Origin of the sequence: Nostoc sp. DedQUE12b, from assembly GCF_034530835.1 — a bacterium.
GTDB lineage: Bacteria > Cyanobacteriota > Cyanobacteriia > Cyanobacteriales > Nostocaceae > Nostoc.
The window spans coordinates 1-26,340 of record NZ_JAVRCI010000048.1 but is presented as its reverse complement, the minus strand read 5'-3'; the positions used below and the strand labels follow the sequence as shown (position 1 = coordinate 26,340).

Annotated in this window: 25 protein-coding genes and 1 pseudogene; 12 read left to right on the top strand and 14 right to left on the bottom strand. The window is 41.6% G+C overall.

Going from position 1 to position 26,340, the window contains the following annotated elements; genetic code table 11:
• Positions 1 to 41 precede the first annotated feature (41 nt).
• The 5 genes from RMY16_RS21720 to RMY16_RS21700 all read left to right on the top strand — a co-directional run bounded on the left by RMY16_RS21720 (position 42) and on the right by RMY16_RS21700 (position 6,102).
• Entirely contained in the window at positions 42 to 647 is a 606-nt protein-coding gene (locus RMY16_RS21720) for a PEP-CTERM sorting domain-containing protein (RefSeq protein ID WP_322738120.1), read from the top strand.
• Between the two features lie 614 nt (positions 648 to 1,261).
• Positions 1,262 to 2,137, top strand: a complete 876-nt coding sequence (locus tag RMY16_RS21715) for an inositol monophosphatase family protein (RefSeq protein WP_322738119.1) — start codon at positions 1,262 to 1,264, stop codon at positions 2,135 to 2,137.
• A 133-nt stretch (positions 2,138 to 2,270) separates the two neighbouring features.
• Positions 2,271 to 3,251 carry a 2-dehydropantoate 2-reductase gene (locus tag RMY16_RS21710; RefSeq protein ID WP_322738118.1) on the top strand — a complete coding sequence of 327 codons (981 nt, stop codon included), beginning with the start codon at positions 2,271 to 2,273 and terminating at the stop codon, positions 3,249 to 3,251.
• 633 nt (positions 3,252 to 3,884) lie between these two features.
• A complete protein-coding gene (locus RMY16_RS21705; RefSeq protein ID WP_322738117.1) occupies positions 3,885 to 5,375 on the top strand; it encodes an ABC transporter permease subunit in 1,491 nt (496 codons plus the stop codon).
• Positions 5,368 to 6,102: an amino acid ABC transporter ATP-binding protein gene (locus tag RMY16_RS21700; protein WP_322738116.1), complete on the top strand. Its 735-nt coding sequence runs from the start codon at positions 5,368 to 5,370 to the stop codon at positions 6,100 to 6,102. Before RMY16_RS21705 ends, RMY16_RS21700 begins: the two co-directional genes overlap by 8 nt.
• Positions 6,103 to 6,192: 90 nt before the next feature.
• Here the strand turns inward: RMY16_RS21700 and RMY16_RS21695 are convergent, their stop codons facing one another.
• A complete protein-coding gene (locus tag RMY16_RS21695; protein ID WP_322738115.1) occupies positions 6,193 to 6,675 on the bottom strand; it encodes an NUDIX domain-containing protein in 483 nt (160 codons plus the stop codon).
• A 13-nt stretch (positions 6,676 to 6,688) separates the two neighbouring features.
• Here RMY16_RS21695 and RMY16_RS21690 point away from each other — a divergent pair, with 13 nt between their 5' ends.
• Complete coding sequence (locus tag RMY16_RS21690; RefSeq protein WP_322738114.1) at positions 6,689 to 7,267, top strand: NAD(P)H-dependent oxidoreductase; 579 nt, start codon at positions 6,689 to 6,691, stop codon at positions 7,265 to 7,267.
• A gap of 506 nt (positions 7,268 to 7,773) precedes the next feature.
• Here RMY16_RS21690 and cas2 read toward each other — a convergent pair.
• The 8 genes and pseudogenes from cas2 to RMY16_RS21650 form a co-directional block, all read right to left on the bottom strand.
• Positions 7,774 to 8,061 (bottom strand): CRISPR-associated endonuclease Cas2, encoded by a 288-nt coding sequence (gene cas2 / locus RMY16_RS21685; RefSeq protein ID WP_322738113.1) that lies wholly within the window; start codon positions 8,059 to 8,061, stop codon positions 7,774 to 7,776.
• Between the two features lie 7 nt (positions 8,062 to 8,068).
• Positions 8,069 to 8,308: pseudogene (locus tag RMY16_RS21680) on the bottom strand (type I-D CRISPR-associated endonuclease Cas1); the annotation flags it as partial.
• A complete protein-coding gene (locus RMY16_RS21675; RefSeq protein ID WP_322738112.1) occupies positions 8,286 to 9,044 on the bottom strand; it encodes a GAF domain-containing protein in 759 nt (252 codons plus the stop codon). The gene RMY16_RS21675 and the pseudogene RMY16_RS21680, both read right to left, overlap by 23 nt.
• Before the next feature lie 275 nt (positions 9,045 to 9,319).
• Complete coding sequence (xseB, locus tag RMY16_RS21670; protein WP_099102361.1) at positions 9,320 to 9,547, bottom strand: exodeoxyribonuclease VII small subunit; 228 nt, start codon at positions 9,545 to 9,547, stop codon at positions 9,320 to 9,322.
• A complete protein-coding gene (gene xseA, locus RMY16_RS21665; protein ID WP_322738111.1) occupies positions 9,540 to 10,808 on the bottom strand; it encodes an exodeoxyribonuclease VII large subunit in 1,269 nt (422 codons plus the stop codon). The genes xseB and xseA overlap by 8 nt, the downstream gene beginning before the upstream one ends.
• A gap of 250 nt (positions 10,809 to 11,058) precedes the next feature.
• Positions 11,059 to 11,511: an HNH endonuclease signature motif containing protein gene (locus RMY16_RS21660; protein ID WP_322738110.1), complete on the bottom strand. Its 453-nt coding sequence runs from the start codon at positions 11,509 to 11,511 to the stop codon at positions 11,059 to 11,061.
• A gap of 8 nt (positions 11,512 to 11,519) precedes the next feature.
• Positions 11,520 to 11,960: a hypothetical protein gene (locus RMY16_RS21655; protein WP_322738108.1), complete on the bottom strand. Its 441-nt coding sequence runs from the start codon at positions 11,958 to 11,960 to the stop codon at positions 11,520 to 11,522.
• Between the two features lie 12 nt (positions 11,961 to 11,972).
• Positions 11,973 to 12,506, bottom strand: coding sequence for a hypothetical protein (locus RMY16_RS21650; RefSeq protein ID WP_322738107.1), 534 nt, complete (start codon positions 12,504 to 12,506; stop codon positions 11,973 to 11,975).
• A gap of 504 nt (positions 12,507 to 13,010) precedes the next feature.
• On the opposite strand from RMY16_RS21650, the gene recA reads away from it, so the two are divergent.
• On the top strand, positions 13,011 to 14,090 hold the full coding sequence (gene recA / locus RMY16_RS21645) for a recombinase RecA (RefSeq protein WP_322666551.1): 1,080 nt from the start codon (positions 13,011 to 13,013) through the stop codon (positions 14,088 to 14,090).
• A gap of 387 nt (positions 14,091 to 14,477) precedes the next feature.
• On the top strand, positions 14,478 to 14,801 hold the full coding sequence (locus RMY16_RS21640) for a thioredoxin family protein (protein ID WP_094327275.1): 324 nt from the start codon (positions 14,478 to 14,480) through the stop codon (positions 14,799 to 14,801).
• Here RMY16_RS21640 and RMY16_RS21635 read toward each other — a convergent pair.
• Both RMY16_RS21635 and RMY16_RS21630 read right to left on the bottom strand, forming a co-directional pair.
• Positions 14,788 to 15,021 (bottom strand): hypothetical protein, encoded by a 234-nt coding sequence (locus tag RMY16_RS21635; protein ID WP_289796246.1) that lies wholly within the window; start codon positions 15,019 to 15,021, stop codon positions 14,788 to 14,790. The two genes, RMY16_RS21640 and RMY16_RS21635, sit on opposite strands and share 14 nt — an antisense overlap.
• A 136-nt stretch (positions 15,022 to 15,157) precedes the next feature.
• Positions 15,158 to 17,008, bottom strand: coding sequence for a S8 family peptidase (locus tag RMY16_RS21630; protein WP_322666547.1), 1,851 nt, complete (start codon positions 17,006 to 17,008; stop codon positions 15,158 to 15,160).
• A 119-nt stretch (positions 17,009 to 17,127) separates the two neighbouring features.
• On the opposite strand from RMY16_RS21630, the gene RMY16_RS21625 reads away from it, so the two are divergent.
• Positions 17,128 to 17,562, top strand: coding sequence for a hypothetical protein (locus RMY16_RS21625; RefSeq protein ID WP_322738106.1), 435 nt, complete (start codon positions 17,128 to 17,130; stop codon positions 17,560 to 17,562).
• A gap of 307 nt (positions 17,563 to 17,869) precedes the next feature.
• On the opposite strand, the gene RMY16_RS21620 is transcribed toward RMY16_RS21625, so the two are convergent.
• Complete coding sequence (locus tag RMY16_RS21620; RefSeq protein WP_322738105.1) at positions 17,870 to 20,755, bottom strand: choice-of-anchor D domain-containing protein; 2,886 nt, start codon at positions 20,753 to 20,755, stop codon at positions 17,870 to 17,872.
• Between the two features lie 905 nt (positions 20,756 to 21,660).
• Between RMY16_RS21620 and thiD the strand changes: the two genes are divergently transcribed.
• The 3 genes from thiD to RMY16_RS21605 all read left to right on the top strand — a co-directional run bounded on the left by thiD (position 21,661) and on the right by RMY16_RS21605 (position 24,000).
• Positions 21,661 to 22,494 carry a bifunctional hydroxymethylpyrimidine kinase/phosphomethylpyrimidine kinase gene (gene thiD / locus RMY16_RS21615; protein WP_322673716.1) on the top strand — a complete coding sequence of 278 codons (834 nt, stop codon included), beginning with the start codon at positions 21,661 to 21,663 and terminating at the stop codon, positions 22,492 to 22,494.
• Between the two features lie 199 nt (positions 22,495 to 22,693).
• The gene (locus tag RMY16_RS21610) at positions 22,694 to 23,302 is read left to right on the top strand and encodes a hypothetical protein (protein ID WP_322738104.1); all 609 of its coding nucleotides are present in this window, start codon (positions 22,694 to 22,696) and stop codon (positions 23,300 to 23,302) included.
• A gap of 359 nt (positions 23,303 to 23,661) precedes the next feature.
• Positions 23,662 to 24,000: a P-II family nitrogen regulator gene (locus tag RMY16_RS21605; RefSeq protein WP_012410794.1), complete on the top strand. Its 339-nt coding sequence runs from the start codon at positions 23,662 to 23,664 to the stop codon at positions 23,998 to 24,000.
• Positions 24,001 to 24,109: 109 nt separating this feature from the next.
• On the opposite strand, the gene rdgB is transcribed toward RMY16_RS21605, so the two are convergent.
• Together rdgB and RMY16_RS21595 are read right to left on the bottom strand one after the other, a co-directional pair.
• Complete coding sequence (gene rdgB / locus RMY16_RS21600) at positions 24,110 to 24,688, bottom strand: RdgB/HAM1 family non-canonical purine NTP pyrophosphatase (RefSeq protein WP_322738103.1); 579 nt, start codon at positions 24,686 to 24,688, stop codon at positions 24,110 to 24,112.
• 93 nt (positions 24,689 to 24,781) lie between these two features.
• Complete coding sequence (locus RMY16_RS21595; protein WP_322738102.1) at positions 24,782 to 26,218, bottom strand: phosphoglucomutase/phosphomannomutase family protein; 1,437 nt, start codon at positions 26,216 to 26,218, stop codon at positions 24,782 to 24,784.
• Positions 26,219 to 26,340: the final 122 nt, after the last annotated feature.

The window sequence follows — 26,340 nt, the reverse complement described above, 5'->3', positions numbered from 1 at the left end:
TTTCCGTATAATACACGGGAACGATCGCAGTAACGACTTTCATGAAAAATCTAGCTCTATCTGCCATAGCCCTCGCCACCACATCTGGATTAGTTTTTGGGACAATGCCAGCAGCTTCTGCTTTAAGTTGGAATTGGAATTATTCTGGTACTGGCATTGTGGCAAATGGTACTTTCACTACTAATGACACCCCTAACGATTTGGGTTCTTACTTGATTACTGGAATTACTGGTACGCGAAATGGTGAAACAATTACTGGTTTGCAACCCGCCGGGACTCCAATCCCAGGAAACGAACCTTTTAATGTTGATAATTTAATTAGTCTTAATACTCAGCAGTTAACAGGTGATGGTTTTGGATATTCCACTTCGGGAGGAAACTATTCTAGTCCATTTTTTGCGAGTTTTTTGCCGACACCAGGTTATTTAGAGGTATTTTCTGCGCCGCCAATCATACCAGGTTTTGAAAATTTAGGATTGGAAGATAGTGAGTTACCTATTAGTTTTTCTGCAACTATAGTCACTGTTTCTGAACCCACTTCTATCCTTAGCCTGCTCTTTCTTGGTACTTTTGTTGGCGCACCTTCATTACTCAAACGCCACAATTTATCCAAATTTACTCAGAAGAAGCTCGAAAAAGTTTCCTAAAACCATCAACAGTTATCAGTTATCAGTTATCAGTTATCAGTTAATTTTTCCGTTGGGAGTTAGAGTCCCCCATTTCTAAAAATGGCGTGTTTCAGTCGGGGTCAAATCTCCGACTGAAACTATGATAACTGTTCACTGTTCACTGTTCACTGTTCACTGTTCACTGTTCACTGTTCACTGATTTAATAATAATTCAAAATTATACCCTTACAAAGAAGCAAGCTACGCGTAGCATCTTGTAGAAAAGAGAGTTGCAGATGGGAATTTAAAGCCCGATTGTAGCTTGCTTTTTGTAGGGTAACTTTAACTAAGTATAGTTTTGCGTAAAAGCGTAGCGTTTTTAATGCAAGCCGACGCATTAACATTGTAGGGTATTGCCAAATTTAATTCGCTATGAATTAATGAAATGCTCTACTAAGTGTTGACGTTCGGTTTTAAACCCTTAAATTCATGAGAAAACTTGCGATCTCTCTATAGGCTCTTGGAGACATACAGATTAAACTAATATAGCAACGGTGGTATCATTGCATCCAAATGATACCGTAATTTTGTCTAGATATAGAATTCTATCGCTCAACTGACGGTAGATTATTTCTAAAAGGAGTTTGCTGCCAATGTCCACAAAACCAACTACTCGACTAATTTTAGAGACTTTACTCCCCCATCTCAAAGTAGCAGCAGCCTATGCCCATTTTCTTCAACCAAAAATTGCTGCACTTCCCGCCAAAGAACAAGGAAACAACTTTTTTAGTGCCGCCCTTACTGACGCAGATGTGGCTATTCAAAATTTAGTAGAAGTAGTATTACTAGGAACTTTTCCAGATATTCGCTTTTATGGTGAAGAATATGAAAGTTCTAATAATACCAAATATTTTCGCGCTATCGAACTCGGTTCAGAAGGTGATTACTTAGTAACACTTGATCCGATTGATGGTACGAAGTTTTATATGGATGGACATTCTAATTACCAAATTATTCTCAGTATTCTAAATGCGGATGACTTTGAAGCAGTAATTGCCATTTCTCCTGCCCAAAACATTTATTTTTACGCCCTTAGAGGTGAAGGTGCTTTTAAAGGCACGCTGGAGATGAAATTAGAAGCCTGTGCCCCATTAGATATAACATCCGCTAAACCTTCTATTTTATTGGGATGGGGAATGAATGCGAGCGCACATTTACTAAAAGATAAATATAAAGTAATCGATATAGCAAATGATTACTCTAGTGATATTCAAATTCCCAATCTTAATGGTATTCTCAGTGGCGACTTGAGTGGAGCAGTCATCAAGTCGGGCAAGTTTCTTGATAGTGCTGCACTTGCTTTTATTGCAAAAGAGGCTGGCTGGATCGTAACTACTCTGGACGGTTCGACTTTACCGCCACTGCATACTTGTCAAAACTATAGTATGCCTGGATTGATCGTAGCTGCTTCAAAATCTGTTTATCAAGACTTATTAGAAGCGATGCAAAGCTTTAGGAGTAATGAGTAATGAGTTATGAGTTATGAGTTATGAGTTATGAGTTATGAGTAGTAGTTGTGAATCTTCCCACTCTCAGCTGGAGAATTCACTATTGGGAACTTAATTGGATACCGTCTTCTACGACTCATGTTATTTTGACAAAATGAAAATCTGTATTGTTGGCGCAGGTGCGATTGGTGGATATTTAGGGGCAAAACTGGCACTTGCAGGTGAAGAGGTGACGTTGATTGCGCGTGGTTTTCATTTGGAGGCAATTCAAAAAAAGGGGCTGAAGTTACTCATGGCAAACGGTTCCAGCCAAATTGCTACTCCGGCTTTGGCAACTAGCGATATTCAAGAAGCGGGGTCACAAGATATAGTAATTTTAACTGTGAAAGCTCATAGTGTGCCCGCGATCGCACCTTTTCTCCCTGCACTCTACCATCCTCATACAATGGTGGTAACAGCCCAAAATGGCGTTCCTTGGTGGTACTTTTGCAAGTATGGCGGTGAGTATGAAGGTACGCGAATTCAATCTGTTGATCCAGATGGGATTATTGAAGCTAGTATCGGTGCTGAACGTGCAATTGGTTGTGTGGTTTACCCAGCAACTGAGATAGTTGAACCGGGTGTAATTAAACATATTGAAGGCGATCGCTTTACTCTGGGTGAAATCGACGGCACTAAAACCGAACGCATCCAATTATTAGCACAAACTTTAAAACAAGCAGGATTCAAAGCCCCAATCCGCAATCAAATTCGCACAGAAATTTGGATCAAGTTGTGGGGAAATGTGGCATTTAATCCGATCAGTGCCTTAACTGGCGCGACTTTAGAGGATATTTGCCGCTATCCCCTCACCCGCGAACTAGCGCGACAAATGATGAGTGAAACTCAAGCGATCGCCGAAAACTTGGGTATAAAGTTTGGTATCACTTTAGAACAGCGAATTAATGGCGCAGAAAACGTTGGTGCCCATAAAACCTCAATGCTACAAGATATCGAAGCCGGACGCGCTACGGAGATAGATGCGATCATTGGCGCAGTTGCAGAATTGGGAAAACTTACTCAAATTCCTACACCTTATATTGATGCGATTTATGCCAGCGTTAAGTTGCTGGAGGCGACTAAAGTCAGAATTTGACAGTCCCAAAGTTTTCATGGGATTAAGGGACTTCCAAGTAATAAAATATCACAATATTTCTTGTGGGATGGGCATCTTGCCTGTCCTGTGAATTGGGCGCTCATGTTGCCCACCCCACAAGATTGAATAATTTATTTATTAGAGTTCCCTAAGCAGAGACTTTACTATGCATTAATTAAGGCTTGCAAGTCGATGCATTGGCATAACAAGCCGATGCATTGGCATAACAAGCCGATGCATTGGCATAACAAGTCGATGCAATGGCATAACAAACCGATGCAATGGCATAACAAGCCGATGCAATGGCATAACAAGCCGATGCATTGGCATAACAAGCCGATGCATTGGCATAATATCATGTCCGCCAAATTACCCATAATAAAAGAACCCCACCCCCAACCCCTCCCGAAAAGCGGGGAGGGGAGACAAAGCACAGCTTTGGCGGGGTGGGGTTCTTCGGGTTTAATAAGCAATCAAGCGGACATGATATAACAAGTCGATGCAATGGCATTGCAGAGCAAGAAGTGGGGAAATATTTAGAAAATTTGTGTGTACACCATAGCCATTCAGCGGACATGATATCACAGGTATTATTTGCTCGATTGATGTAGCAGTTTAAGTGCAGAATATTTTATGAAGAAAAAAAAAGGATGGCTATTAACAATACTGGTTGTAGCAGCAGTAGGAATCAGCATCATCACAGGACATAGTAATTCTCTAAAAGCTGCTTCACCTTTAGGGAAAGACACGCTAACGATGATTACTTCCCCAGATTATCCTCCTTATGAGTTTTATGATACGAAAGGAGGCAATCGCCAAATTGTTGGCTTTGATATAGATATTGCCAAAACCCTGGCTGAAAAACTAGGGTTTAAACTTCAAATAATGGAATCTGATTTTAATGGGTTAATTCCTGCACTCCAAGCAAATCGCGCTGATTTTGTCATGGCTGGGATGACTCCGACTCCAGAACGTCAGAAAAATATTGACTTTTCAATTATTTATTACGAAGCTAAAGATACAATTGTCGCTCCTAAAGGTAGCAATCTGAAGCAACCCCAAGACTTATCACAGAAAAAAGTTGGGGTGCAACTAGGAACGATACAAGAACAAAATGCCCAAAAAATTGCGAAAAAAGTTGCGGGTATTCAGCTAAAGCAACTCAATAAAGTGCCGGAAGTAGTTCAGGAAATCAAATCTGGGCGAATTGATGCTGCTATTGTTGAAGATACCGTCGCTAAAGGATTTGCCCAAGCTAACCCAGATTTAGAATTTAATACAATTCCCTCAGAAGAGGCAAGTGGATCGGCGATCGCTTTTCCTAAAGGTTCTTCTTTTGTAGAACCGTTTAACAAAGTCCTTCAACAAATGAAGGATGATGGCACATTGGCTAAACTAGTAACCAAGTGGTTTTCACAGAATACCGCCGCCAACTCTGCATCTTCAACTCCTACCAAAGGCGGATTGAATCTCGACTTCACCAGAATTCTTCCTGACATTCCCTTTATTCTGCGGGGAATCCCGTTAACTTTGTTGTTTACCCTATTATCTGTAACTTTGGGGTTAATCTGGGGAACAATCTTGTCTCTGTTAAAAATTCTCGGCATCAAGCCGCTTACCTGGGTTGCGAATGCCTACACCTCTGTTTTTCGAGGTACACCTTTGTTATTACAGTTGGCATTAGTTTACTACGCAACACCCCAGCTTACAGGCTATGACATTTCCGCATTGGAGGCTGGGGTGCTAACTTTTACCTTGAATTCTGGCGCTTATATGTCGGAAACTATCAGAGGTGGGATTCAAGCGGTAGATAAAGGGCAAAGTGAAGCGGCGATGTCTATGGGTGTTCCCTATTGGTTGATGATGTGGGATGTGATTTTGCCGCAAGCATTGAAGAACATTCTCCCAGCATTAGTAAATGAAACTATCGGATTGCTTAAAGATTCCGCGCTGGTGTCAACCATTGGGGTGGTGGAAATATTACGCAGCGCCCAAATTGTTGGTGCAAACAAATATATTTATTTTGAACCACTGCTATTTGCAGGATTAATCTACTATGTTTTGGTAATGGGTATGACCTTGGGTGCATCCGCTTTAGAGAGGAGGTTACGGGAAAGTGAGTAATGTAGTCATTCGCACGGAATTCTTATGTAAATCCTTTGGCAAACTCGACGTACTCAAAGATATTTCCACTGAGTTTTACCAAGGGGAAGTGGTTGCCATATTAGGCCCTTCTGGTTCAGGTAAGTCTACCTTTCTGCGATGCATAAACTTGTTAGAACAACCCACCAGAGGCAGAATCTACTTTCACGATCAAGAAATCACTAAGCCTAAAACAAACATTGCTAAAGTACGTCAGCATTTGGTAATGGTATTTCAACATTTTAATTTGTTTCCCCACATGAATGTGCTGGAAAATGTCACCTACGCGCCCATCAAGGTAAAAGGAGTAAACAAGCAAAAAGCAGCAGAACATGGTTTAGAATTGCTGAAGAAGGTAGGTTTAGAGTCAAAAGTGTCTGTGTATCCATCCAAATTATCTGGGGGACAGAAACAGCGAGTAGCGATCGCCCGTGCATTAGCAATGGAACCAGAGATGATTTTATTTGATGAACCCACCTCTGCATTAGATCCCGAAATGGTCAAAGATGTGCTGGAAGTGATGAAAGGTTTAGCGCTATCTGGAATGACAATGGCGATTGTTACTCATGAAATGGGCTTTGCCAAAGAAGTTGCCAATCGAATTATGTTCCTCGATCGGGGAATTTTAGCAGAAGATACTACTCCTAGCGAGTTTTTCCAAAATCCTCAATGCGATCGCGCCAAGCAATTCTTAGAAAAAATGCTTTAGAACATCAGGAATTTGCCGCTTTCTTTATATTCTTGAAACTTTTCTAAAACAGGGCGATCGTTTGGCATTAACGTAGGTAAGTCAGCTAAATCAAAAAATTCCAGCGCCAGCGATTCTCCATCTAAAAGCGAGACTGCCTGACCATTCAACGGCTCGCAAAATTAAAATGAAATTTTGGACGCGATCGCCGTTGGGATAAGTTACAGTTTCAAAGGCTGGATTAGAAGAAAACCCCACAGCTTCAAAACGCTTAACTGTTAAACCAGTTTCTTCAAAAACTTCTCGTGCTGAACATTCTTCGGCAGAGTCACCTACTTCTGGACAGCCACCAGGTAGCCCCCAAAGTTTGAAATCACTCCGCTTTTGCAACAAAACGCGCCCCAAATTATCCTCTATAATCACACGTGCGCCAAATAATAGAAGTAAGCGATCGCCTACAATTTGTCGTAACTTACCGAGATAAGAGTCTGACCAATTCGCCATAAGAGAAAGTTTGTAAAGAAAATCTAAGGGTAGCAAACAGCGATCGCCTGAAAACAGGATAATGCAGCTGAACAGGTTAATTCTTCCCATTCAACCTATAATTATGGCATCTACACCGAAAATCCTCGCCTTTGCCGGCAGCACCCGGATAGATTCTTACAACAAAAAATTGGTAAAAATTGCGGCGGCTGGCGCTAAGGCAGCAGGCGCAGAAGTGACTTATATAGACCTCCGCGATTTGCCTTTACCTCTGTATGATGAAGACTTGGAAGCTCAAGAAGGACTCCCAGTCAACGCCCGCACTTTTAAGGATTTGCTAATTTCTCATCAAGGATTGCTGATTGCTTCGCCGGAATATAACAGTTCACTTACAGCAGTTTTAAAGAACGCCATTGACTGGGCATCCCGTCCAGCCCCAAATGAAGCACCGTTGGCTGCTTTTGCAGGTAAGGTTGCTACTATTATGAGTGCTTCCCCAGGCGCTCTTGGTGGTTTGCGGGGTTTGGTTCACCTGCGGTCTATTTTGGGAAACATCAAAGTTTTGGTACTACCCGATCAAATAGCAGTAACCAAAGCTTATGAAGCCTTTAATGCTGATGGCACGTTAAAAGATCCGAAACAGCAAGAATCTATTGAAAAGTTAGGCGATGGTTTAACAAAGATATTGCTGAAGCTTAACTAAATTCTTCAGGTGTTCAGTAAATAAGGAACACCTATAAGTAAATGTTTAATCCCTAATAGGGATTTTGATAAATTGCATTTAATAAATTGCAATCTCATTTGATTTAGCTCTATCACAGAAGCAATATGTTTCAATCCCTAATAGGGATTTTGATAAATTGCAATGGATAGAAGAAAAGTTACCTGGGTTCATCGGGTTGATGTTTCAATCCCTAATAGGGATTTTGATAAATTGCAATAGCGGGAGCCTGAAAGTCAAGCTGTATTTAGTTTTCAAGGTGCGGTTGCGCGATTCCAGAGCAATCATAGCATTAGAGAATTCGTTTGGAAAGAGTGCCAGGAAAATTTAAAGGCTGGAATCTTACTTTGATAAGCATTTCAGAGATTGCGCGGATGAGGATTAGGCAAAGAATGGCTTGAAAGCCTTACTGGATTTGGGATAGAAGTACTTTTTTATGGCTGTGAAATTTCTACACCTACCCTTTTGCGCATTTGAGATGCAGGAACCTAGCTAGAAGGAGACTCAGCAAAAAAAATTGTTTCGTCTCGTGGCTGTTCTTTGCCAATGCGTTCGACTTTTCGCTGACAACAGCCACAGAGAAAATAAAAGCGAACGCTGTCTGTGTCGGGTTTAATCAATTTAGCTAAACGCGATCGCACTTTAGCATACTGAGTCAGAGTGATATCGCACTCAAACACACTCAGTTGCATCCATTGTCCGTAGGATTTGAGAACAGAATGGATTTTAGTACGACGTTTATCTTCTGGAATGTCGTAGCTGACAACAATATACATGGGGAAGTTATTTGAGAATTAAAGGAGGATATTTATCGATTTCGTTCATCAGGTATTTACTTAATAACCTCGCTTGAATTTCAAAGGATTCTTGGTAGGTGCATTTGTTTCCCATGACTGGATGTTTGAAATTCAATAGTTTCTTTTGTTGGTAGGCGCGAAGAAATGTATGCAGTCCTTCTTTGGTTAAAGACACAGCACCACTGAGCGGTTCGGTGGTAAAGTCAGTTAGGGTTAGCGATCGCTTTAAAGAAGGAGGCGGCAGGGTAATTTTTCGTGAGCGGTCGCGTCTCAAACAAGTTATGATGCAGTTGAGGTTTAATCCAATCAAGTAAGGCGTAAACTTCCTTCTCAGACGGCGTTTTACCGACTCGAATATACTGGTTATCACTGCATATCACCGCACCAGTAGCGCTAACCAGATTGAGTAATTGAGATTTTAGTTGCACCATACCATCTAGGAAATACTCAGCCTGAGACAACTCTTCAACAAATTGAGTTTGCAATGACTTCAATTGACTTTTGTAATCAATGTCTTCACTCACTTCTTTATTTGCCAGTTCCACAGACATCACCTGTCCAATGAACTCGCAGATGGTGCGGATATTGTAAGCAATATATTTGGGTGACGAATGGTGACAGGCAATCAATCCCCAAAGCTTTTGATCTTGCATCAGAGAAATAGACATAGAGGCGGTCACGCCCATATTTTGTAGGTACTCTAGATGAATCGGAGAAACACTCCGCAACACCGAGAGACTGAGATCCAACGGTTGATTTGTTAAAGGATTGTTCGCTGGAATTAAGGTTACAGGCTGGTAGCTAGCATCTGGAATCAGCCGCAGCCAGTTGAGAGTATATAGCTGTCGGGCTTGTTTGGGAATGTCAGAGGGTGGATAGTGTAAATCCAGATAGGGCGTTTCCTGATTCGTGTCTTCAGCAATGACCCTGCCTGCCCCTTCCCAATCGAATCGATAGACCATGACGCGATCAAAGCCAGTAATTCGCCGGACTTAAAATCCCGTGAGGTTGGATCAAACTGGGAATATGGATTAGTTCGCGATCGCAGTTTGTCAAATCAATGATTTCATCAGTCATTCTCTGTTTATCCAACTCCTCATTAGAATTCTGGCTTCAAGGAGGGAGGAGGCAGAAGCTCTTTATATCTCAGATTTTGAGTCCTGCATTTTGTATCTCACTTAAAGCAAACTTCTATATTCACACTACTAGCCTAGACTCAAACTAGAGTCTCCGGCATCTACTCTTGACTTAATGTTTCAATCAACAAATCTACCTGCTGTTGTCGCTGCTGCAAAAAACCTTCGCACTGACGCAAATACTCCACAGCAGTTGCAAATTGGTCAAACACAGCTTCCAATTCCAATTCACCCGCCTCAATGCGAGTAATAATTCCCTCTATCTCAGCAACCTTCGCCTCATAATTCCAACCTTCCTCAGAACTAGAAGCACCCTTACGTTTAACCATTAATCTCTCTGCGTCCTCTGCGCCTCTGCGGTTCGTTCACTTCCATAACCTTCACTTTAACCTCACCTTGCCCCAATTGAATCATTAACTCTTGCCCCACAGCCAACTCTGCTGCCGAACGAGCGATCGCTCCATCTTCTTGCCTCACCACCGCATAACCACGCTGTAACACCGCTTTCGGGTCAAGACTAGCCAACTTTTGCCGTAATAATTCTAGATGCTGCGTTGCTTGCTGCGATCGCCCCGTGGTGATTTGCACCAAATGCTGACGCTTCCAAGCAAGCTTTTCCACTTCCTGCTGCACTTGCCGATCTAAGCGCAAACGTCGCAAACGATTCCGCAATACTTGCAGTTTATTCTCAGCATTTTCTTTAAAGTCATGCACTGCCTCATGTAAAGCGACAACTCGCTGCCGATGCTCAGTATACAACTCTGAAAGTGCTGGTACAACCATTTCTGCTGCCGCAGTGGGTGTATGCACACATACATCTGCGACTAAATCTGCTAAAGATTCATCTCGTTGATGCCCGATACCAGTAATTACAGGAATGGAACAACTCGCCAGCGATCGCACCACTCGTTCATCATTAAAGCAAGCTAATTCTTCCACCGCACCACCACCCCGCGATAAAATTAGCACTTCGGCGCGACCATCTCTTTCCACCCGCTCAATAGCCTTAACGATAGATTCCGGCGCTTGCTCACCTTGTACTGTTGCGGGAGAAAATAAAACCTGTAAACCTGGATATCTTTGTTTGAGAGTTTTTTGAATATCACCCCAAGCAGCAGCCGTTGGTGAAGTGACAACAGCGATCGTTTGGGGGTGAGTGGGGAGCGATCGCTTTCTTTGCGCGTCGAATAATCCCTCAGCCAGCAAGCGATTTTTGAGTTGTTGATAGCGTAACGCCTGTAAACCAACACCAGCAGGTAGAGTTTGCCAAACTGATAACTGATACTCTCCCCGTTGCGGATACACGCGAATACTGCCCAAAATAATTATCTGTTCACCAGGAACAGGCACTTGGGCGAGTTTTGGCAATTGGCTATTCCATACTACACACTTAATTCCGGCGGTGCGATCGGTATCTTGCAGCGTGAAAAACAACCCACTGCGATGGTTGTTAGCGCTAGAAACTTCGCCAGTTACCCAAACTTGCCGCAATTGTTCATCTTGCTCTAACAGCAAGCGGATGTAGTCAGTTAATCCAGAAACTGAAAGTGCTGTATCAAGAATCAGAGAGTCGGGAAGGTCGAAAGTCATCAAAGATGTATGAGAGCAAAAACCTAATCAAATCTTAGCAAATAACGTTAATTGATTTTTTGTTGTGTTGAATGATCAAATTGGAAATACTCCAAAATTAAATTAGAAATAAATTAAGCAGTAATAGTGCAAGAAATTGTTTAAATTGTATAGGTGGATAATAAACTTATTCACCAATTTAGTCATTACAAGCAAACAACTCTGCATTTCTAACAAATATTTTGCTCCCCTGCACGCCATTAAATTTAGTTTAATCCTTCAAAGACTGGAGTAACTGGCTAGGACGTGCCATCTTCACAGTAAGATAAATATCGGGGTAGCGAACAAATATATAGTGTTCATACTTATACCAATGCATTTCACCCTTTTCTTTATTACAAACCTGGCAAATAACCCATAAATTCTTGAATTCCATTGATAACCAAGGATACTGTGACCGAGGTAGCTTGTGATCTATCGTCTTACCACCTTTGTCAGAGTAGTGAGATCCACAAATTGGACAGTACCAATTGGAATTTTCTCTCACCCAATCTTTACTATCTTGGGTTGTACCGCACTCATAATCACCATTAATATAGCGCCAATAATTGAATTTCCTATAGGTTTCAAAATCTTCATAAGTTAGCCTGTGATATCGCTTGTTGCCAATTGTATCCGCAAGCTCAAATAATTTTTTAAGTTCTTTATTTTCAATATTAATCATATTTTTTGCTAAATTTTTACTGTTCTATATGTCTTTTGATTAGGCTTACTTTTGTATTTAATATTAGTATTTTGACTAAAATCAATAAATTCTATTTCTGTCTCAGGAAACTGCTTATCTATTTCTTCTGCTACCTCGTTAACTTCTTTAGATAAGCTTTGGTTATAGTCATTTATTTCTTGATTTGTGAGATATTTATTGCCAATCTTATCAGCCTCAATAAATAATTCTTCAAGCGTCAACTCTTCCAAATAATAATTACCTATAAACTCCTCTATTTTTTGATAAATGTTAATAACATTATCCCAACCAACGTTTTTGTAAAAGTTTTCTTTTAGCCAAATTTGGTCTTTTTTATGAAGCTTGCTCCGGTTCTTTGAGTTAGCGAGTTGAACAACCCGATAACTCATCCCTCTAAAATTTCTTTTTTTACCTTTTTGCTCAGTCATATATTCAGTGCTTTATCCTAAAGTCCATTTGAAAAAAGTAATTACTGCTTTCCGAATTTCACTATCTTCATATTTGAGAATTTCTTTAGTATTCATGGCTAGTTTAAGTTTAATTTGATCAACTAAAATTTTTAGAGATTTATTATCTTTTTTGAGTTGTTCATTAACTTCGGTTAAATTTTTGTTTTGAGAATATATTGTTTTGAGTTCAACTTCTAAAATATTATTTTTCTGAGACAAGCTTTTAATTTCAGCTTCGTATTTTTCTCTTTCCTGTTTTGGATACTTTTTAACTTGGTCAATTTTGGCAGCATATTCCTGCTCTTTCAACTCAATCTCTCTAGTTTTCTTCGTTACCAGGCCTTTCTGGGCAGCTTGAAGACGCTGACGTTTGATTAGTTCAGAACCAGCAAAAAGCGAAATAGCTCTGCGAATGGTAATCTCATCAGGATTGGTACTAAAGTCAATTACTTCCAAAGCACGCATAGCATCTGCTTTTGTCCATCCCTCACTTTCAAGTAGCTTAATAGATTGTGATTTATTCACGTTTGCTGAAGATAATTTATGTAACTTATGTTACTATGATATCAATAGATTATCTCCATGCCAACAAGCTGGATTCAAGGATAGCAGTAACTTTAATAGATTTATCGATGCTGGAGACTACTTAGTTTTTTGTTGTGGCTAGATTGGGATTTAACGAGCGATGTCTACAACGGGCTACGCCTACGCACCATGATAGAGGTTTTTTCTCTCTCCAAAACAAAGCAGTCTCATTATGTACAGTGCATAAGGCTCAGTTGTTTAGATAATTTTTTGTTGAAAACCCTTGCTTACCCAGCCAAAACAAGCTATCTCTGAATGCAAGTTGGTATCATTGTGCAAGACTACCCTAATCTGGTAGCGATCGAGTTACGATCTTGTTACACCCTTTTTTGATTTGAGAAGTCCTATTCCAGAATTTTCTGGTTAAAATAGTATATCTGTTCTACTCAATTTCCCAGAGCAACACTCCTTAAAACCATATATTTAGAGGCATTAGAGGCAAGAATGGCTATCAACACCGATACTTCAGGCAAGCAAAAAGCGCTGACTATGGTGCTCAACCAGATTGAGCGCAGCTTTGGTAAAGGAGCAATCATGCGCCTGGGCGATGCTACCCGGATGCGGGTGGAGACCATTTCCAGTGGAGCGCTCACCCTAGATTTAGCATTGGGTGGTGGTTTACCAAAAGGGCGGGTAATTGAAATTTATGGCCCGGAAAGTTCCGGGAAGACTACAGTAGCGCTACATGCACTCGCCGAAGTGCAAAGAAATGGCGGTGTTGCAGCCTTTGTTGATGCAGAACACGCCCTCGATCCTACTTATGCTGCGGCATTGGGTGTAGATATTGACAATTTGCTGATTTCCCAACCTGACACTGGCGAATCAGCTTTAGAAATTGTCGATCAGCTTGTTCGCTCTGCTGCGGTTGATATTGTAGTTATTGACTCAGTAGCAGCACTGGTTCCCCGTGCTGAAATTGAAGGCGATATGGGTGATGCCCACGTTGGTCTGCAAGCACGGTTAATGAGCCAAGCCCTACGTAAAATTACGGGCAATATTGGTAAATCTGGTTGTACAGTCATTTTCATCAACCAGTTGCGGCAAAAAATCGGTGTTACCTACGGTAGCCCAGAAACTACTACTGGCGGTAACGCATTGAAATTTTACGCTTCGGTGCGCTTGGATATTCGCCGAATTCAAACCTTGAAAAAAGGTACTGATGAATTTGGTAATCGCGTTAAAGTCAAAGTTGCTAAAAATAAAGTAGCGCCGCCTTTCAGAATCGCTGAATTCGACATTATTTTTGGTAAAGGTATTTCTACCTTGGGTTGTCTTGTTGACCTAGCAGAAGAAACTGGCATTATTGTCCGCAAAGGAGCTTGGTATAGTTACAACGGCGATAATATCTCCCAAGGACGAGACAACGCCATTAAATATCTAGAAGAAAAGCCCGAATTCGCTGAAGAAATTAAAAAACTGGTGCGTGAAAAGTTAGATAAAGGTGCTGTTGTTTCTGCTAACTCCGTTGCTAAAGCCAGTGAGGAAGATGAAGAGGAAGAAGTTGATTTAGAGCCAGAAGAATAAGGAATGTGGATTTATTAATCTACAATTACTAATAGATGGTGCGTTACAAAGACAGCTAACGCACCTTATTTTTTTGAATATAGATTTTGACATTGTTACATGCAAGCCTAAAGCCAAATATTGAATAGCTTTGGGTTGATCTTCATATCCTACTTAATATTTTGGCGTAGGCGTAGCCCGCACTTCAACTTGGCTTAGTGACCTTCGTAGACATCGCACTGATGTGTCACCGATGAACCCATCAATTTCAACTTGACAGACTACTATTATGGAAAAAATACTGGATCGAGGTTTCAGCCTGAGATTGACACTAATGACCAGCTATATGGTAATATTTCATGGCATTATGCTAAAAAACTTTGTTTATAATCAAAGAGTAGCCAACCCATGAGTTTAGCTGTAATTAAGTTCTCTTCAGAAGAGTGCGGCATCTGCCACAAAATGTCTTTTTATGACAAAAAGGTGGCTGAAGAACTGGGTTTAGAGTTTATCGATGTAAAAATGCAAGATACCACTGCTTACCGCAAGTATCGCAAGATTTTATTGACTCAATATCCCGATAAATCAGAAATGGGATGGCCTACTTACATCATCTGCAATTCTCCAGAGGGGGAATTTCAGATTGTTGGTGAAGTAAAAGGAGGCCATCCCAAAGGTGAGTTTAGAAGCCGTCTGCAAGAAGTTCTGAATTCCACAGCTAATCAGAACTAATTACCTCAAAAGATTTGACCTCTAAGGCAGGGCCAATCATGGCAGTTGTCATGATATCTTCACGCACCTGCCCTTTAACTTTTGCTTTTTGTCCGGCTTTGAGTAAGTCTTTGTCAGCCCCTCTGAGGATTTCGTAAGTAACACCTTCTTCTGTAACTAACGCCCATGCGCCTGTACCAATATCACGACGTTCGACTGTACCTGTAAGTGTAATGCTCATAACAGTTCTGAGTGCTGAGTGCTGTTAGCGGTAGTGGGGCGTTTAGCCCGTGCTGAGTGAGGGGAGTAGGGAATTAGGAGTTAGGAGTTATAAAAATTAATTCCCCATGCGCTATGCCCCATTCCCTATTCCCTATTTATGCTATTTTTTCTTCGTTTTTCAATGCTAAACGAACAAGTCCATAACAGATTAGGGCATTGGCAATGAGGAAGAGGCGTGCTAAGTGACCACTTCCCAACCCCCAAACTGCGGGATCAAAAAACGCACTTGTAGTTAAGCACGCTGCGACACCTAAGGTTGAACCAATGGCAAACCATTTCCAACTAGGATGTCCTAGCAGCAATGCCATCAACACAATGGGAATCAGTACACTGGCAAATAGGGGATTTAATGCATCAGTTCCCTGGAGAGTATTGCCCAATTCGGGAATTGAACTGCCCAAAACCCGGAAAGGCCATTGGGGAAGATCAAAAATATAGATTCCCTTGAGGAAGAATAACCCAGAACTACCGGCAATTAGTCCACTGGATAAAGACCAACTCCAAGCGAAGGGGAAGTAAACGCGTAAAAACCAAGCCAGCAGATAGGAACCAACTACCATTAAAATCTTGGGTAACAGTGCTACCGCACCACCATCAATCCAAAAGCCGGGGTTAAGATAGCCGTTATCCCGTAACCACCGGAAGAAATCTGGGAAACTAATTTGCCCCCCAAAGGCTAATTTGACTGCTGCTTCTGCATTGAGTTGTCCAGCGCCATAATAGTTCAAACCATCATCCTGAATAACTCGTGCGGACTGTTTGAGGACTTTTAAGACTTCATCTGGTTCTTTGATGCCAGCAGCTTTGATTAATGCCGCAACACCAGCAACGTGGGGAGAAGCCATACTTGTACCCTGAAAACCGAGAAATACGCCTTCGCCTTTTTCATCGATGGTTTCTTGGAGAATCTTGCCAGCTTCACTACCACCAGGAGCAGAGATATCTACCCCTGCACCAAAGTTAGAATAGGGCGCTCTTTCGCCATCTGGGCCAATTGCCGAAACGCCGATGACGTAGGGATAGCGAGCTGGATAGCTTGCTCCATTGGCGTTTTCATTGCCGGCTGCGGCAATAATAACAACACCTTTTCTATGGGCATACTCGATCGCTTGTTTCATCAACTGGCTTTCACCGCCACCACCCAAGCTCATATTAATCACATCTGCGCCTTTATCAGCAGCAAATTTAATCGCTTCGGCAATATCGGCAACGGTACCACCGCCATAAGAACTGAGTACCTTCAGGGGCATCAGACTGGCTTCGTAGGCAATTCCAGCGACGCCATATTTGTTATTTGTGGCTTGAGCAATAGTTCCGGCAACATGGGTACCATGACCATTATCGTCTGTGGCTTCTTCTCGGTCGTTAACAAAATCATAGCCCTTGACGAATTTTGTCTCATACAAGTCGCGAACTTTGGTAATTCCGGTGTCAATAACTGCGACTGTGATGCCACTGCCTTTGGTTTGACTCCATGCACCTTCAACACCGATTTTGTGCAAGTTCCACTGCTTGCTGTAATATTGGTCATTAGGGCCAGTTAATGAAGGACTTGCTTCTTCATCTTCTTGGGGTCGCAAAAATTCACCTAGCCAAGCGGCTTCACCTGGTTGTGGAATCTTGTTGTAGATATAGTTTGGTTCAATGAATTCTGTCGCTTGGGCAAACTGAGATTTTTTCAGTTCTTGGAGCCGTTGGCGATCGCCCTTGATAATATACACATTATCTTTTTTGGAAAACTTGTTGTCTAATTGGGGTGTAACGTTGTATTGTTTGGCGATCGCTTGCAAATGTTGTTCCACCACAGATGATGGAATATCTTCCCGAAAATCAAGCAAAATCGTCTCAAACTCTCCTTTAGCTGCCAATCCCTGAAAATTTAGGAAACCAAATATGGCAGCTCCCAGCCCAATGACAAACAAGCACAATAATATAAGTTTTCTCATATTAACTCATCACCGCTTTTTGCCAGTTTGCTCATACCATAACTTATCTGCACCCCTTGTTGGTAGATTTTGCACTTTTAGTTACAAGTTTCACTCAGGACTGAGGATTTTTTTTAACGATGGAACGTGGTCTTTTATGGTTGCCGCTGTTAGTAATGTTTTTCTGGTTGGCTTGGCAAGGCTCGAGGGAGTATCAAAAAGTCGAAGCCTATCGCACTTGGGCAGAGCAATTTGAACGGGCTAAGTATGATATTTATGCTGTATTAGGTCAAAAAGAAAACAATATCACTTGGGGAAAACCCACGCCTCAAGGGCCTATTAAACTAGAAACATTCTCTTTGCTTGATATCAAACAAATCCAGGTTTTAGTAAATGAAAAACCAGTAGATGTAAACAATCCACCGGAGAAAGGTCGTTCTATAGAATTAGAATTTCTATTTTCCGAATCTCCTAACTCAGTGCGGGTTCCGTTTACAGAAATCCCTTTGGCAGCAGAATGGGGGAAGTTTTTACAGGGGCTATTACAAGACTTGCGATCGCAACTACAGCAGTAGTGATATTAAAACTATAAGTTCCAAATAATACGGCTATTTTTGGTCAAAAAGTTAGATCGCTAGTGGTGATATGATTCATGGGCAACGATGTTTTTATCGGAAAGATGTTTTTTAGAATGGCTTTTACTTGACTACCATTTATTAAATATCTCCATAAATTCAATATACGTTATCCAAAACTCTTGTAGAGACGTAGCACTGATACGTCTCTACATTCTTCACTATGGGTGTGGTCTATCTAATTGAAAGCCGCCTTAAAACTCGATTCATGTTTGGATTACACTTCCACTCAGTTGACCCGACCTAGCTATGCTTGAATGATGAAGTCAGAGGCAGTAACATAGGGCGCACCAGTAAGTTGTGCAAATTGACCACCACTGCCGAAACCAGCAGCGCTACCATTTTGATTGTAAAATAACTGCCCAGTCATACGGTCGTAGACAATTACAGCATTGCTAAGTGCCCCTAAACTGGTGATTTGAAAATCACTAGCGTTACTAAAACCCGTTCCCACAACAGAAGTAATAGCACTAAAGGTAGTCTTATCGAGGACAATCTTATCACCTTGAGAGCGATTGAAGTCAGCGATAGTATCAATACCCACAACCGCACTATTAAAGATGGAATTGGTGTCGTATAGGAAAGAGTCAACACCGATACCACCCACAAGAGTATCATTGCCTTGTCCACCAATCAGAAGATCGTTGCCAGTACCACCCCGCAGTAGGTCGTCACCACCACTGCCATTGATGGTATCGTTACCCCCTTGACCATTAATCACATCATTGGAAGTGTAAAAACCGCTGATGTTATTGTTCAAGTCATTGAGGAATGTGACAGTGTTTGCTGTAGAAATATACGTTGCAGTGGAGTTGGCATTAATCACATCAAAGCTTTTGGTAATACTGTTTTCTCCGTCAAATATGATATTGCCGATGGCAGGTCTTGTTGTCGATGCAGCTAAGTTGTCTAGGTTTTCTAACTTAAAGTTTTGCAGAGTGACTTTGGTATTAGCTACATTTCCAAAGGTCACTTCTAAATTGCTGCCATTTTGAGTTAATTGCAGATTTCTCGCAGTTAATTCAGTCCCAATAAATTGCAAGGTGTCTATCTTGGCAACCACCGCAGCCGGAGGGTTTGAGCCAATACCTACACCGCCAAAGTTGGTGATGCTGTAATTGCCATCACCTCGTTGGATAATAAAGGTGTCATTGGAGTTAGTACCATTGAGAACTTGAATTTCCGGGGCAGGAGCGGGTCTAACTGTACCACTAATGGCAAAATCAAAGGGGCTTTCATTAATATCGTTGTTGTTTAAACTGAAGCTGCCACTATAGCTGCCGGATGTAGTGGGGTTGAGTGCCACCGATATGGTAGTAGAAGCATTGGCAGCCACACTTGTTGGAAGAGTTCCAACCAAACTAAATCCGTTTGGAAGTTTAAGATTACTCAGCTTGAGTGCACCTGTACCGGTGTTCTTGATGGTAAAGCTTTTGGTTAAGGTATCCCCAACAGTCGTTTCACCAAAGTTAATGGCGGTGGTGTTGCCATCTGTAATGTCAACAGTGCCATTGAGAACTTGAATTTCCGGGGTAGTAACTGTGCCACTAATGGCAAAGTCAAAGGTGCTTTCATTAATATCGTTGTTGTTTAAACTGAGGCTGCCACTATAGATGCCGGGTGTAGTGGGGTTGAGTGCCACTGATATGGTAGTGGAAGCATTGGCAGCCACACTCGTTGGAAGAGTTCCGACCAAACTAAATCCGTCAGGAAGTTTAAGATTACTCAGGTTGAGTACAGCTATACCGGTGTTCTTGATGGTAAAGGTTTTGGTCAAGGCTTCACCAACAAGAGTCTCACCAAAGTTAATAGCGGTGTTGCCATCAATAATATTAACTGTGCCATTGAGAACTTGAATTTCTGGGGTTTTGTTAGAACTGCGGGGAGCTTCATATGCACCAATATCAACCACTGTACTGCCATTCCCATCACCATCTTGAGGAGTCTTTTTAGTGACGCTATTGAAGGCATTAGAACCACCATCGATCGCAACACTTTCAGGTTTGAGTGTAAAATTCTTTTTGTCTGCATCAACAAATAAAGGATCTTGACCCAAAAGATTCTGTAACCCTGTAGCGTTTAAATTATCTGAAGCTTGGAATAGGTTCGAGTTATAAACAAGATTGCGATCGAAGGTGACATTTGTGGCATACTTGATTCTGTTAGCATATTGATTGTCGCTTGCATACAAAATGTTGTTGTAGACACGTACATTTTCCGAGTAAGTAACACCAATCTCTCCAGCATCTGTAATAACTCGGGCATTCTTGTAAGCCGTGTTGTTAATAACATCAACATTGGTAGCTTGAAAAACACTAATGCCTGCGCCTCCATTGTTGTAAGTGATGTTATTTGTAATTAATGCCTTACCTGTATAGGGCACATTATCTTTGCCTATATTGGTAGTATCAAGCATAATCCCATGTCCCTCAGTGATTTTGTCAGTGCCTCCTGCTTTCCACGGAACTAAACTTTGGTTATCGTAGACAATATTGTCTCGAAAAATTATTCTGTAGTCAGTGGTATTGTTATCAAAATTAAAACCGTAAAGAGAGGTTATTCCCTGATTGCCGTGAGCCGAATACCAAGCGTTTCCAGACACAATGTTTTTCTCAACAGTTATATAGTCTGAATTACTGAATGCTATGCCTCCACCTGGAAAGTTGCGGATTGTGTTACCAGTGATGACAATATGATGGGGATTAGTACCACCTACACCATTAGCGTTTTTCCATGAATTAACAGCAATCCCATTACTATTGGTCAAGGGGTTATTAAGGTTATCCTTCTCTTGTAAGGCATATTCAAGAGTGATGTTTTCCCGATTGCCTTTTATATCAAGTCCTTCAATCCGCACGTAAGATGAACTCAATATATTAATGCCACTTCCCGTTGTTGTGATCGTAGGTTTAGCCCCTGGATAAGCTTTTATTGTTGTCCAGTTATCTGGTGAGCCATTCAAGTTAAAAAGCGTAACCCCTTTCATTTGATAATTTCCATTCATCACCAAGAGCGTGTCGCCTGCTTTCATCTCATACACGGCTCTACCCAAGCTGAGAAATGCAGATTCTTCGTTTAAGCCATTATTTTTATCACTACCTGTTGCAGAAACGTAGTATGTTGTGCCAGCCATTTATTTACTCCAAAGATGTGTAGGAAAAATTGGTAGTACAATCTCAGCAACTTTCTTCAGTTGCTAAGTAGTTATTTGAATGAATCATTTATCTGCCCTGTTAAAGACAGTCAAAGTTATCCGAGCGCAACTTAAAATTGCGTCGATTATAGAAACGCTGTTGTCAAACTGAAAATTTTTTCCTGTCAACCGTTAATGGTTAAATCAGGAATATCAATACCGTCAATCGTCAGAGTTTTGTTGAGATTAATTGGACGATTAGGGCGTAGATGCTTCTACTCTAAACTTCATTTTTAGCAGCTGCGTAGGCGTAGCCCCTCATAGACATTGCTGCTTTTTGTCAATCAGCTTTAGCATCTGTTTTTTCAATAAAATGATCGTATTTGGCATAGTAGTTCCTCTGAACTTTATACGTTGTTTTAGGTCAGGAGGTTGCCAAATCTGCATGGTAAAATTCACCCTTAGCTGATAACTGCGGATTTAAAGTTAAAGCAATCGAAGTAAAATTGGTTGAAACTTTAGTTAGGTTGACCCTTTAACTTAAGGGGACTAATGTAACAACTTAGTTGAACCTGTTTTAAGCGGTGTAACTGAGCGTTGTGAACTTAGTTAAAACTAACCTTTACAAATAGCACTTGGTATCAGTAAAACTCCTGAATGTGGTAAGTTTTTTTACAACAAAATCTAAAAAACTATGGGTATGTCTGGTGGAGTTATATTAATTTCCAGAGTGATATGAGAATAAAAAGCGCTTTGTGCAAGGATTTGATGAAGTTTCTCTAAATAATTCAGAACTCTCAAGTCAGGTTGTGGTTGCGATCGCACAGGAAGAAAGAGGACTTTAGCTTAGTTCATCAATCTTTGAGATAGTTTGTGATGACACCAACTTACTTAATCTTCATAATATGAACGCTGAAATAAACTCCAGAATACCTGTTGCTTTAACCATTGCTGGTTCAGATAGCGGTGGCGGTGCAGGAATTCAAGCTGATTTACGTACCTTTGCTTTTCACTGTGTCCACGGTACTAGTGCTATAACCTGCGTCACGGCACAAAACACTCTAGGAGTGAAAAGGGTTGATGCTATGCCAACAGAGGCTGTTGTGGCGCAAATTCAGGCAGTAGTTGAGGATATTGGCGTACAAGCTGCCAAAACTGGAATGTTGCTCAATCAGGAAATTATTTTTGCTGTTGCCCAGCAAGTGGAAGCTTTACAAATCAATAATCTAGTAGTCGATCCAGTAATGGTGTCACGCACGGGAGCACAATTAATTGATGATGATGCTGTAAAGACTTTATGCCATGCCTTGATTCCGAAAGCGGTCATGATCACGCCCAATCGCTATGAAGCCCAGATTTTGAGCGGTTTACAAATTAATTCTTTAGAGGATATGCAAGCTGCTGCTGAAATTATTTACAAGACTTTAAAGACAAAGGTTGTTTTAGTCAAAGGCGGAGGTATGCAGGGAGATTTACGTGGCGTTGATATCTGGTTTGATGGGGACAAGTTGGAAGTTTTAACTTGCCAGCAAGTAGAGACAAAAAATACCCACGGTACTGGTTGTACACTATCGGCTGCGATCGCTGCTAATCTAGCTAAAGGAAAAGATTTGTGGCAGGCAGTGCAACAGGCAAAGGAATATGTAACTACCGCACTCACTTATGCCCTAGATATTGGCGAAGGACAAGGCCCTGTGGGACACTTCTTCCCATTGTGGGGACTAGGGACTAGAGATTAGGGATTAGAGATTGGAGACTGGGTATTGGGGATAGGGACTAGAGAAAAGTTTTCTCAGTATCTCATTCCCAATGCCCAAATAAAAAATCTTTGCCCTTTCGGTATTTTTCTATTATTCTTGGGCATAGTTTCAGGGGTGACTATCTCTGTTAGCATCTCTGTACGATCTAATTACTTTGATTTTTAATACCAAGCCCCCGATGCGAACAACCATAGGTTCTGTTCACAGAAATTCGCCAACACCGAGTACTCAAGCCTACCCTCCCTCTGTACCACTATCTGTATACAGGGAATTGTCAACAGAGTTGCAAGCAGCACAGGCGAGGCTAAATGCACTCACCACCCAAAATCAGCAACTAGTACAAGAAAATCAACTATTACGCCAAGAAATTACCAAAGTCGTTGAGTCTTTTTCTCGTTTGCAAAATTTTGTGGATTCCCATGCTACAGCTAATTATCCCCAAACTAACCAAGCTTCTGGTGACGTTAAAAGTGCCGCCAAACAGCCAGTAACACAAGCGCATTCACCTCAGCAGGTTTCTCGTTCGCGTCCATCTGTTGTGTCCAAACAACCAGCTAAAAAAAGCCGCCGCCAAGACTTTTCTGCACCTGTAATGGAAATGAACTTTCCGATATCAGAACCAGTTTTTATAGAAGAGCAGCAAGTCAGTTATTATTCCACTACTGAGCCAGATGTCAAGGGACTCAATGGCTGGTGGTTAATTATTACCATCTTGTTAATCATGCTGACTGCCTTTAGTGCTGGATATTTTGTTGTGCGTCCCTTGTTTGAACATCAGAAACGTTAGTTGACATTCCCACAGTCATCAGCAGTAGCAGGCTTGCGGGCTACCGTATAATTTGGCTGCAATTACTCCTAAATATCCGAACAAATCTGCTAAATGGTGGAAACGATCTATTTTTAGGTTATAAAAGCTACATAAAATGCTAAATTGACAGCAACTTCTTTATGTTAGAACCTCAAAGATTATCCAATTAATAAATCCTTGCCGCTTTTCATGTCATAAACCCTCAAGTAAAGCACTTACACTTTAAAAAAGTTGTAATTATTACATATTTTTTAGGAAAAGCACCGCTAGTTACAGCTTCAGACAGCGGATCTGGTTAGATATATAAACGAAGCTAGTAGAAGTCAGGAGTAAAGAAGATGAAAAAAGTAGAAGCTATTATCCGCCCATTTAAGCTAGATGAGGTGAAAATTGCTTTAGTTAACGCTGGTATTGTTGGCATGACTGTTTCTGAAGTCCGGGGGTTCGGACGCCAGAAAGGTCAAACTGAACGGTATCGTGGTTCTGAGTACACCGTTGAGTTTCTGCAAAAACTCAAAGTGGAAATCGTAGTTGACGACAATCAGGTTGATATGGTGGTAGACAAAATTATTGCTGCTGCCCGCACTGGTGAAATCGGCGATGGTAAAATTTTCATCTCGCCTGTTGAGCAAGTGATTAGGATTCGCACTGGCGAAAAGAACACAGAAGCAGTTTAAAAAAGTTATGAGTTAAGAGTTAAAAGTTATGAGTTAGAACTAATGAATGAAGATTTAGCAGAATTCATAACTCCTAACTCTTGCACAGACGCGATTAATCGCGTCTTTCCTAACTCTTAACTCTCTCTAATTGCGGAAGTAAAGCTGTAAAAGCCTTGCCTCGATGGCTAATTGACCTCTTCAGTTCCCGTGTCATTTCAGCAAAGGTCAATTGCAACTCTTGCACATAAAAAATTGGATCGTAGCCGAAACCACTATCACCACGAGGTGCGTGAAGAATTTCACCACGACAAACACCTTCAGATTGTAATACGATCGCACCATCAGGACGAGCGATCGCTACTGCACAAACAAATTGAGCTTGCCGATTTACCTCGTTGCCTAATTCTTTGAGTACCCTAGCAATGCGTTCTGAGTCGGTTTTGGCGTAACGTGCAGAATACACCCCTGGTGCGCCATTTAGGGCATCTACTTGCAAGCCTGAATCATCAGCAATTGCCCAGTTTCCCGTAGCTTTAGCAATTTGTGACGCTTTTAGACAAGCGTTAGCGGCAAAAGTTTCGCCCGTCTCTTCAATTTCCAATTCTTCAGGTTTAAGGGTTAATTCCCAACCAGAATTTTCAAGATAAGCTTGCATTTCACGCAATTTACCTGGATTTCCTGTGGCTACTACGAGTAATTTGGTCATTAGTCATTAGTCATTGGTCATTGGTCATTAGTCATTGGTCATCGGTCATTTACCAAGGACAAAGGACAAAGGACTAATGACTAATAATTAATTTTACTCCGCCCAGTGTTTCGCCCAAGCAAGAGTTTGATGCACTTGCTCAATTGTTGAGGCTTCGCAGTAAAGGCGTAAAACTGGTTCAGTCCCGCTAAAGCGAATCATTAACCAGCTTTTATCAGCTAAACGATACTTGTAGCCGTCAATTGTTTGGCAATCAATCACTGCTTTCCCTGCAATTTCTGTCAAGGGTTGGGTTTGCAGTTGTTGCAAAAGACGCGATCGCACTTCCATACTTGCTAAGGGTAAATCAATGCGATCGTATGCTGAGGTAAACCCTGTTTGTTTCTGCAAGTGGCGATAATATTCACCTAAATCCAAACCAGATTCTACAATCGCTTCTACTACGTACAAGGCTGACAATAGGGCATCACGTTCGGGAATATGGCTACCATAGCCAATTCCCCCCGACTCTTCGCCACCCAGTAAAACTTTTGCTGCTAACATTCTGTCAGCAATATATTTATAACCAACTGCTGTTTCAAAGACTGAGAGGTTATGTAGTGCCGCTACAAGGGGCATTAAGTCGGAACCACTAACAGTTTTGACTATTTCTCCAGTAAAACCGCGCCGCAGGGTTAAATGGTCGATTAATATCGGGATTAAGACTTGGGAACTTAGGAAGTTAGCTTCTCCATCCACTGCTGCAATGCGATCGCAGTCTCCATCAAATACCAACCCCACCATTAAACCTGATTTATCGGTTTCTCGGTGAGTCTTGATGACTTCAAATAGCTTTGAAAGGTATTTAGGCAAGGGTTCCGGCGCGCCGCCACCAAAGAGGGGATCGCGATCGCTGTTGATTTCTTTGACTTGATTACCTAGTAGTCTCGCCAATCCACCAGCCGCAGCACCATGCATGACATCGGCAAATAACGTCAATTTACCAGATGCGATCGCTTCTCTAAGTTTGGCAATATCAACTTTACCTTCTAACGCTTCTGTATAACTAGGCCAGGGATCGAACTTCTCTTGCTTGCCTGGAGTAGCTGCTAGTGGTACTCCCACCGACAGCTGCGCTTCTATCTCTTTTGTGACTTCTGGCGGCACCGATCCACCAAAACAACCCTTGACTTTTAGCCCCAAATATGCACCGGGATTATGGCTAGCTGTAATTACCAGCGCCCCTAAAGCATTGAGTTGTTTTGCTGCCCAACTATAAGCTGGAGTTGGGGCATAAGTTTCGCTCAACAGCACATCAAAGCCGACAGCGGTGACAGTATCGGCGACAGCACGAGCAAAGTCTTCAGCCATGAATCGGCGATCGTAACCGACAATTATTGTCCGGCTACCCACTGTAGAAAAATACGTATCATATAATACTTTTGCGGCAACTGGCGCGACCAGGGCTAGACGTTCAAAGGTGAACTCGTCACCAATAACGCCCCGCCAGCCGTCTGTACCAAACTTGATTGAGTTAGCTACAACTGGCATCTAGGTATCCTAACTGTCTACTTGAGGATTCTAGCATTTATACAGTGTGCAGAGTAAAAAAAGAATCTAGTAACCCAAGTTGCTAGTTATGCTTGCAGCTGTTCAAAAGGCGTTGCATAAAT

What these genes read in the sequence shown, in the direction of transcription:
- RMY16_RS21720 (WP_322738120.1), top strand. Translation starts at nt 42, where the DNA reads ATGAAAAATCTAGCTCTATCTGCCATAGCCCTCGCCACCACATCTGGA.
- RMY16_RS21715 (WP_322738119.1), top strand. Translation starts at nt 1,262, where the DNA reads ATGTCCACAAAACCAACTACTCGACTAATTTTAGAGACTTTACTCCCC.
- RMY16_RS21710 (WP_322738118.1), top strand. Translation starts at nt 2,271, where the DNA reads ATGAAAATCTGTATTGTTGGCGCAGGTGCGATTGGTGGATATTTAGGG.
- RMY16_RS21705 (WP_322738117.1), top strand. Translation starts at nt 3,885, where the DNA reads ATGAAGAAAAAAAAAGGATGGCTATTAACAATACTGGTTGTAGCAGCA.
- RMY16_RS21695 (WP_322738115.1), bottom strand. Translation starts at nt 6,675, where the DNA reads ATGGGAAGAATTAACCTGTTCAGCTGCATTATCCTGTTTTCAGGCGAT.
- RMY16_RS21690 (WP_322738114.1), top strand. Translation starts at nt 6,689, where the DNA reads ATGGCATCTACACCGAAAATCCTCGCCTTTGCCGGCAGCACCCGGATA.
- cas2 (WP_322738113.1), bottom strand. Translation starts at nt 8,061, where the DNA reads ATGTATATTGTTGTCAGCTACGACATTCCAGAAGATAAACGTCGTACT.
- RMY16_RS21675 (WP_322738112.1), bottom strand. Translation starts at nt 9,044, where the DNA reads ATGGTCTATCGATTCGATTGGGAAGGGGCAGGCAGGGTCATTGCTGAA.
- xseB (WP_099102361.1), bottom strand. Translation starts at nt 9,547, where the DNA reads ATGGTTAAACGTAAGGGTGCTTCTAGTTCTGAGGAAGGTTGGAATTAT.
- xseA (WP_322738111.1), bottom strand. Translation starts at nt 10,808, where the DNA reads ATGACTTTCGACCTTCCCGACTCTCTGATTCTTGATACAGCACTTTCA.
- RMY16_RS21660 (WP_322738110.1), bottom strand. Translation starts at nt 11,511, where the DNA reads ATGATTAATATTGAAAATAAAGAACTTAAAAAATTATTTGAGCTTGCG.
- RMY16_RS21655 (WP_322738108.1), bottom strand. Translation starts at nt 11,960, where the DNA reads ATGACTGAGCAAAAAGGTAAAAAAAGAAATTTTAGAGGGATGAGTTAT.
- recA (WP_322666551.1), top strand. Translation starts at nt 13,011, where the DNA reads ATGGCTATCAACACCGATACTTCAGGCAAGCAAAAAGCGCTGACTATG.
- RMY16_RS21640 (WP_094327275.1), top strand. Translation starts at nt 14,478, where the DNA reads ATGAGTTTAGCTGTAATTAAGTTCTCTTCAGAAGAGTGCGGCATCTGC.
- RMY16_RS21635 (WP_289796246.1), bottom strand. Translation starts at nt 15,021, where the DNA reads ATGAGCATTACACTTACAGGTACAGTCGAACGTCGTGATATTGGTACA.
- RMY16_RS21630 (WP_322666547.1), bottom strand. Translation starts at nt 17,008, where the DNA reads ATGAGAAAACTTATATTATTGTGCTTGTTTGTCATTGGGCTGGGAGCT.
- RMY16_RS21625 (WP_322738106.1), top strand. Translation starts at nt 17,128, where the DNA reads ATGGAACGTGGTCTTTTATGGTTGCCGCTGTTAGTAATGTTTTTCTGG.
- RMY16_RS21620 (WP_322738105.1), bottom strand. Translation starts at nt 20,755, where the DNA reads ATGGCTGGCACAACATACTACGTTTCTGCAACAGGTAGTGATAAAAAT.
- thiD (WP_322673716.1), top strand. Translation starts at nt 21,661, where the DNA reads ATGAACGCTGAAATAAACTCCAGAATACCTGTTGCTTTAACCATTGCT.
- RMY16_RS21610 (WP_322738104.1), top strand. Translation starts at nt 22,694, where the DNA reads ATGCGAACAACCATAGGTTCTGTTCACAGAAATTCGCCAACACCGAGT.
- RMY16_RS21605 (WP_012410794.1), top strand. Translation starts at nt 23,662, where the DNA reads ATGAAAAAAGTAGAAGCTATTATCCGCCCATTTAAGCTAGATGAGGTG.
- rdgB (WP_322738103.1), bottom strand. Translation starts at nt 24,688, where the DNA reads ATGACCAAATTACTCGTAGTAGCCACAGGAAATCCAGGTAAATTGCGT.
- RMY16_RS21595 (WP_322738102.1), bottom strand. Translation starts at nt 26,218, where the DNA reads ATGCCAGTTGTAGCTAACTCAATCAAGTTTGGTACAGACGGCTGGCGG.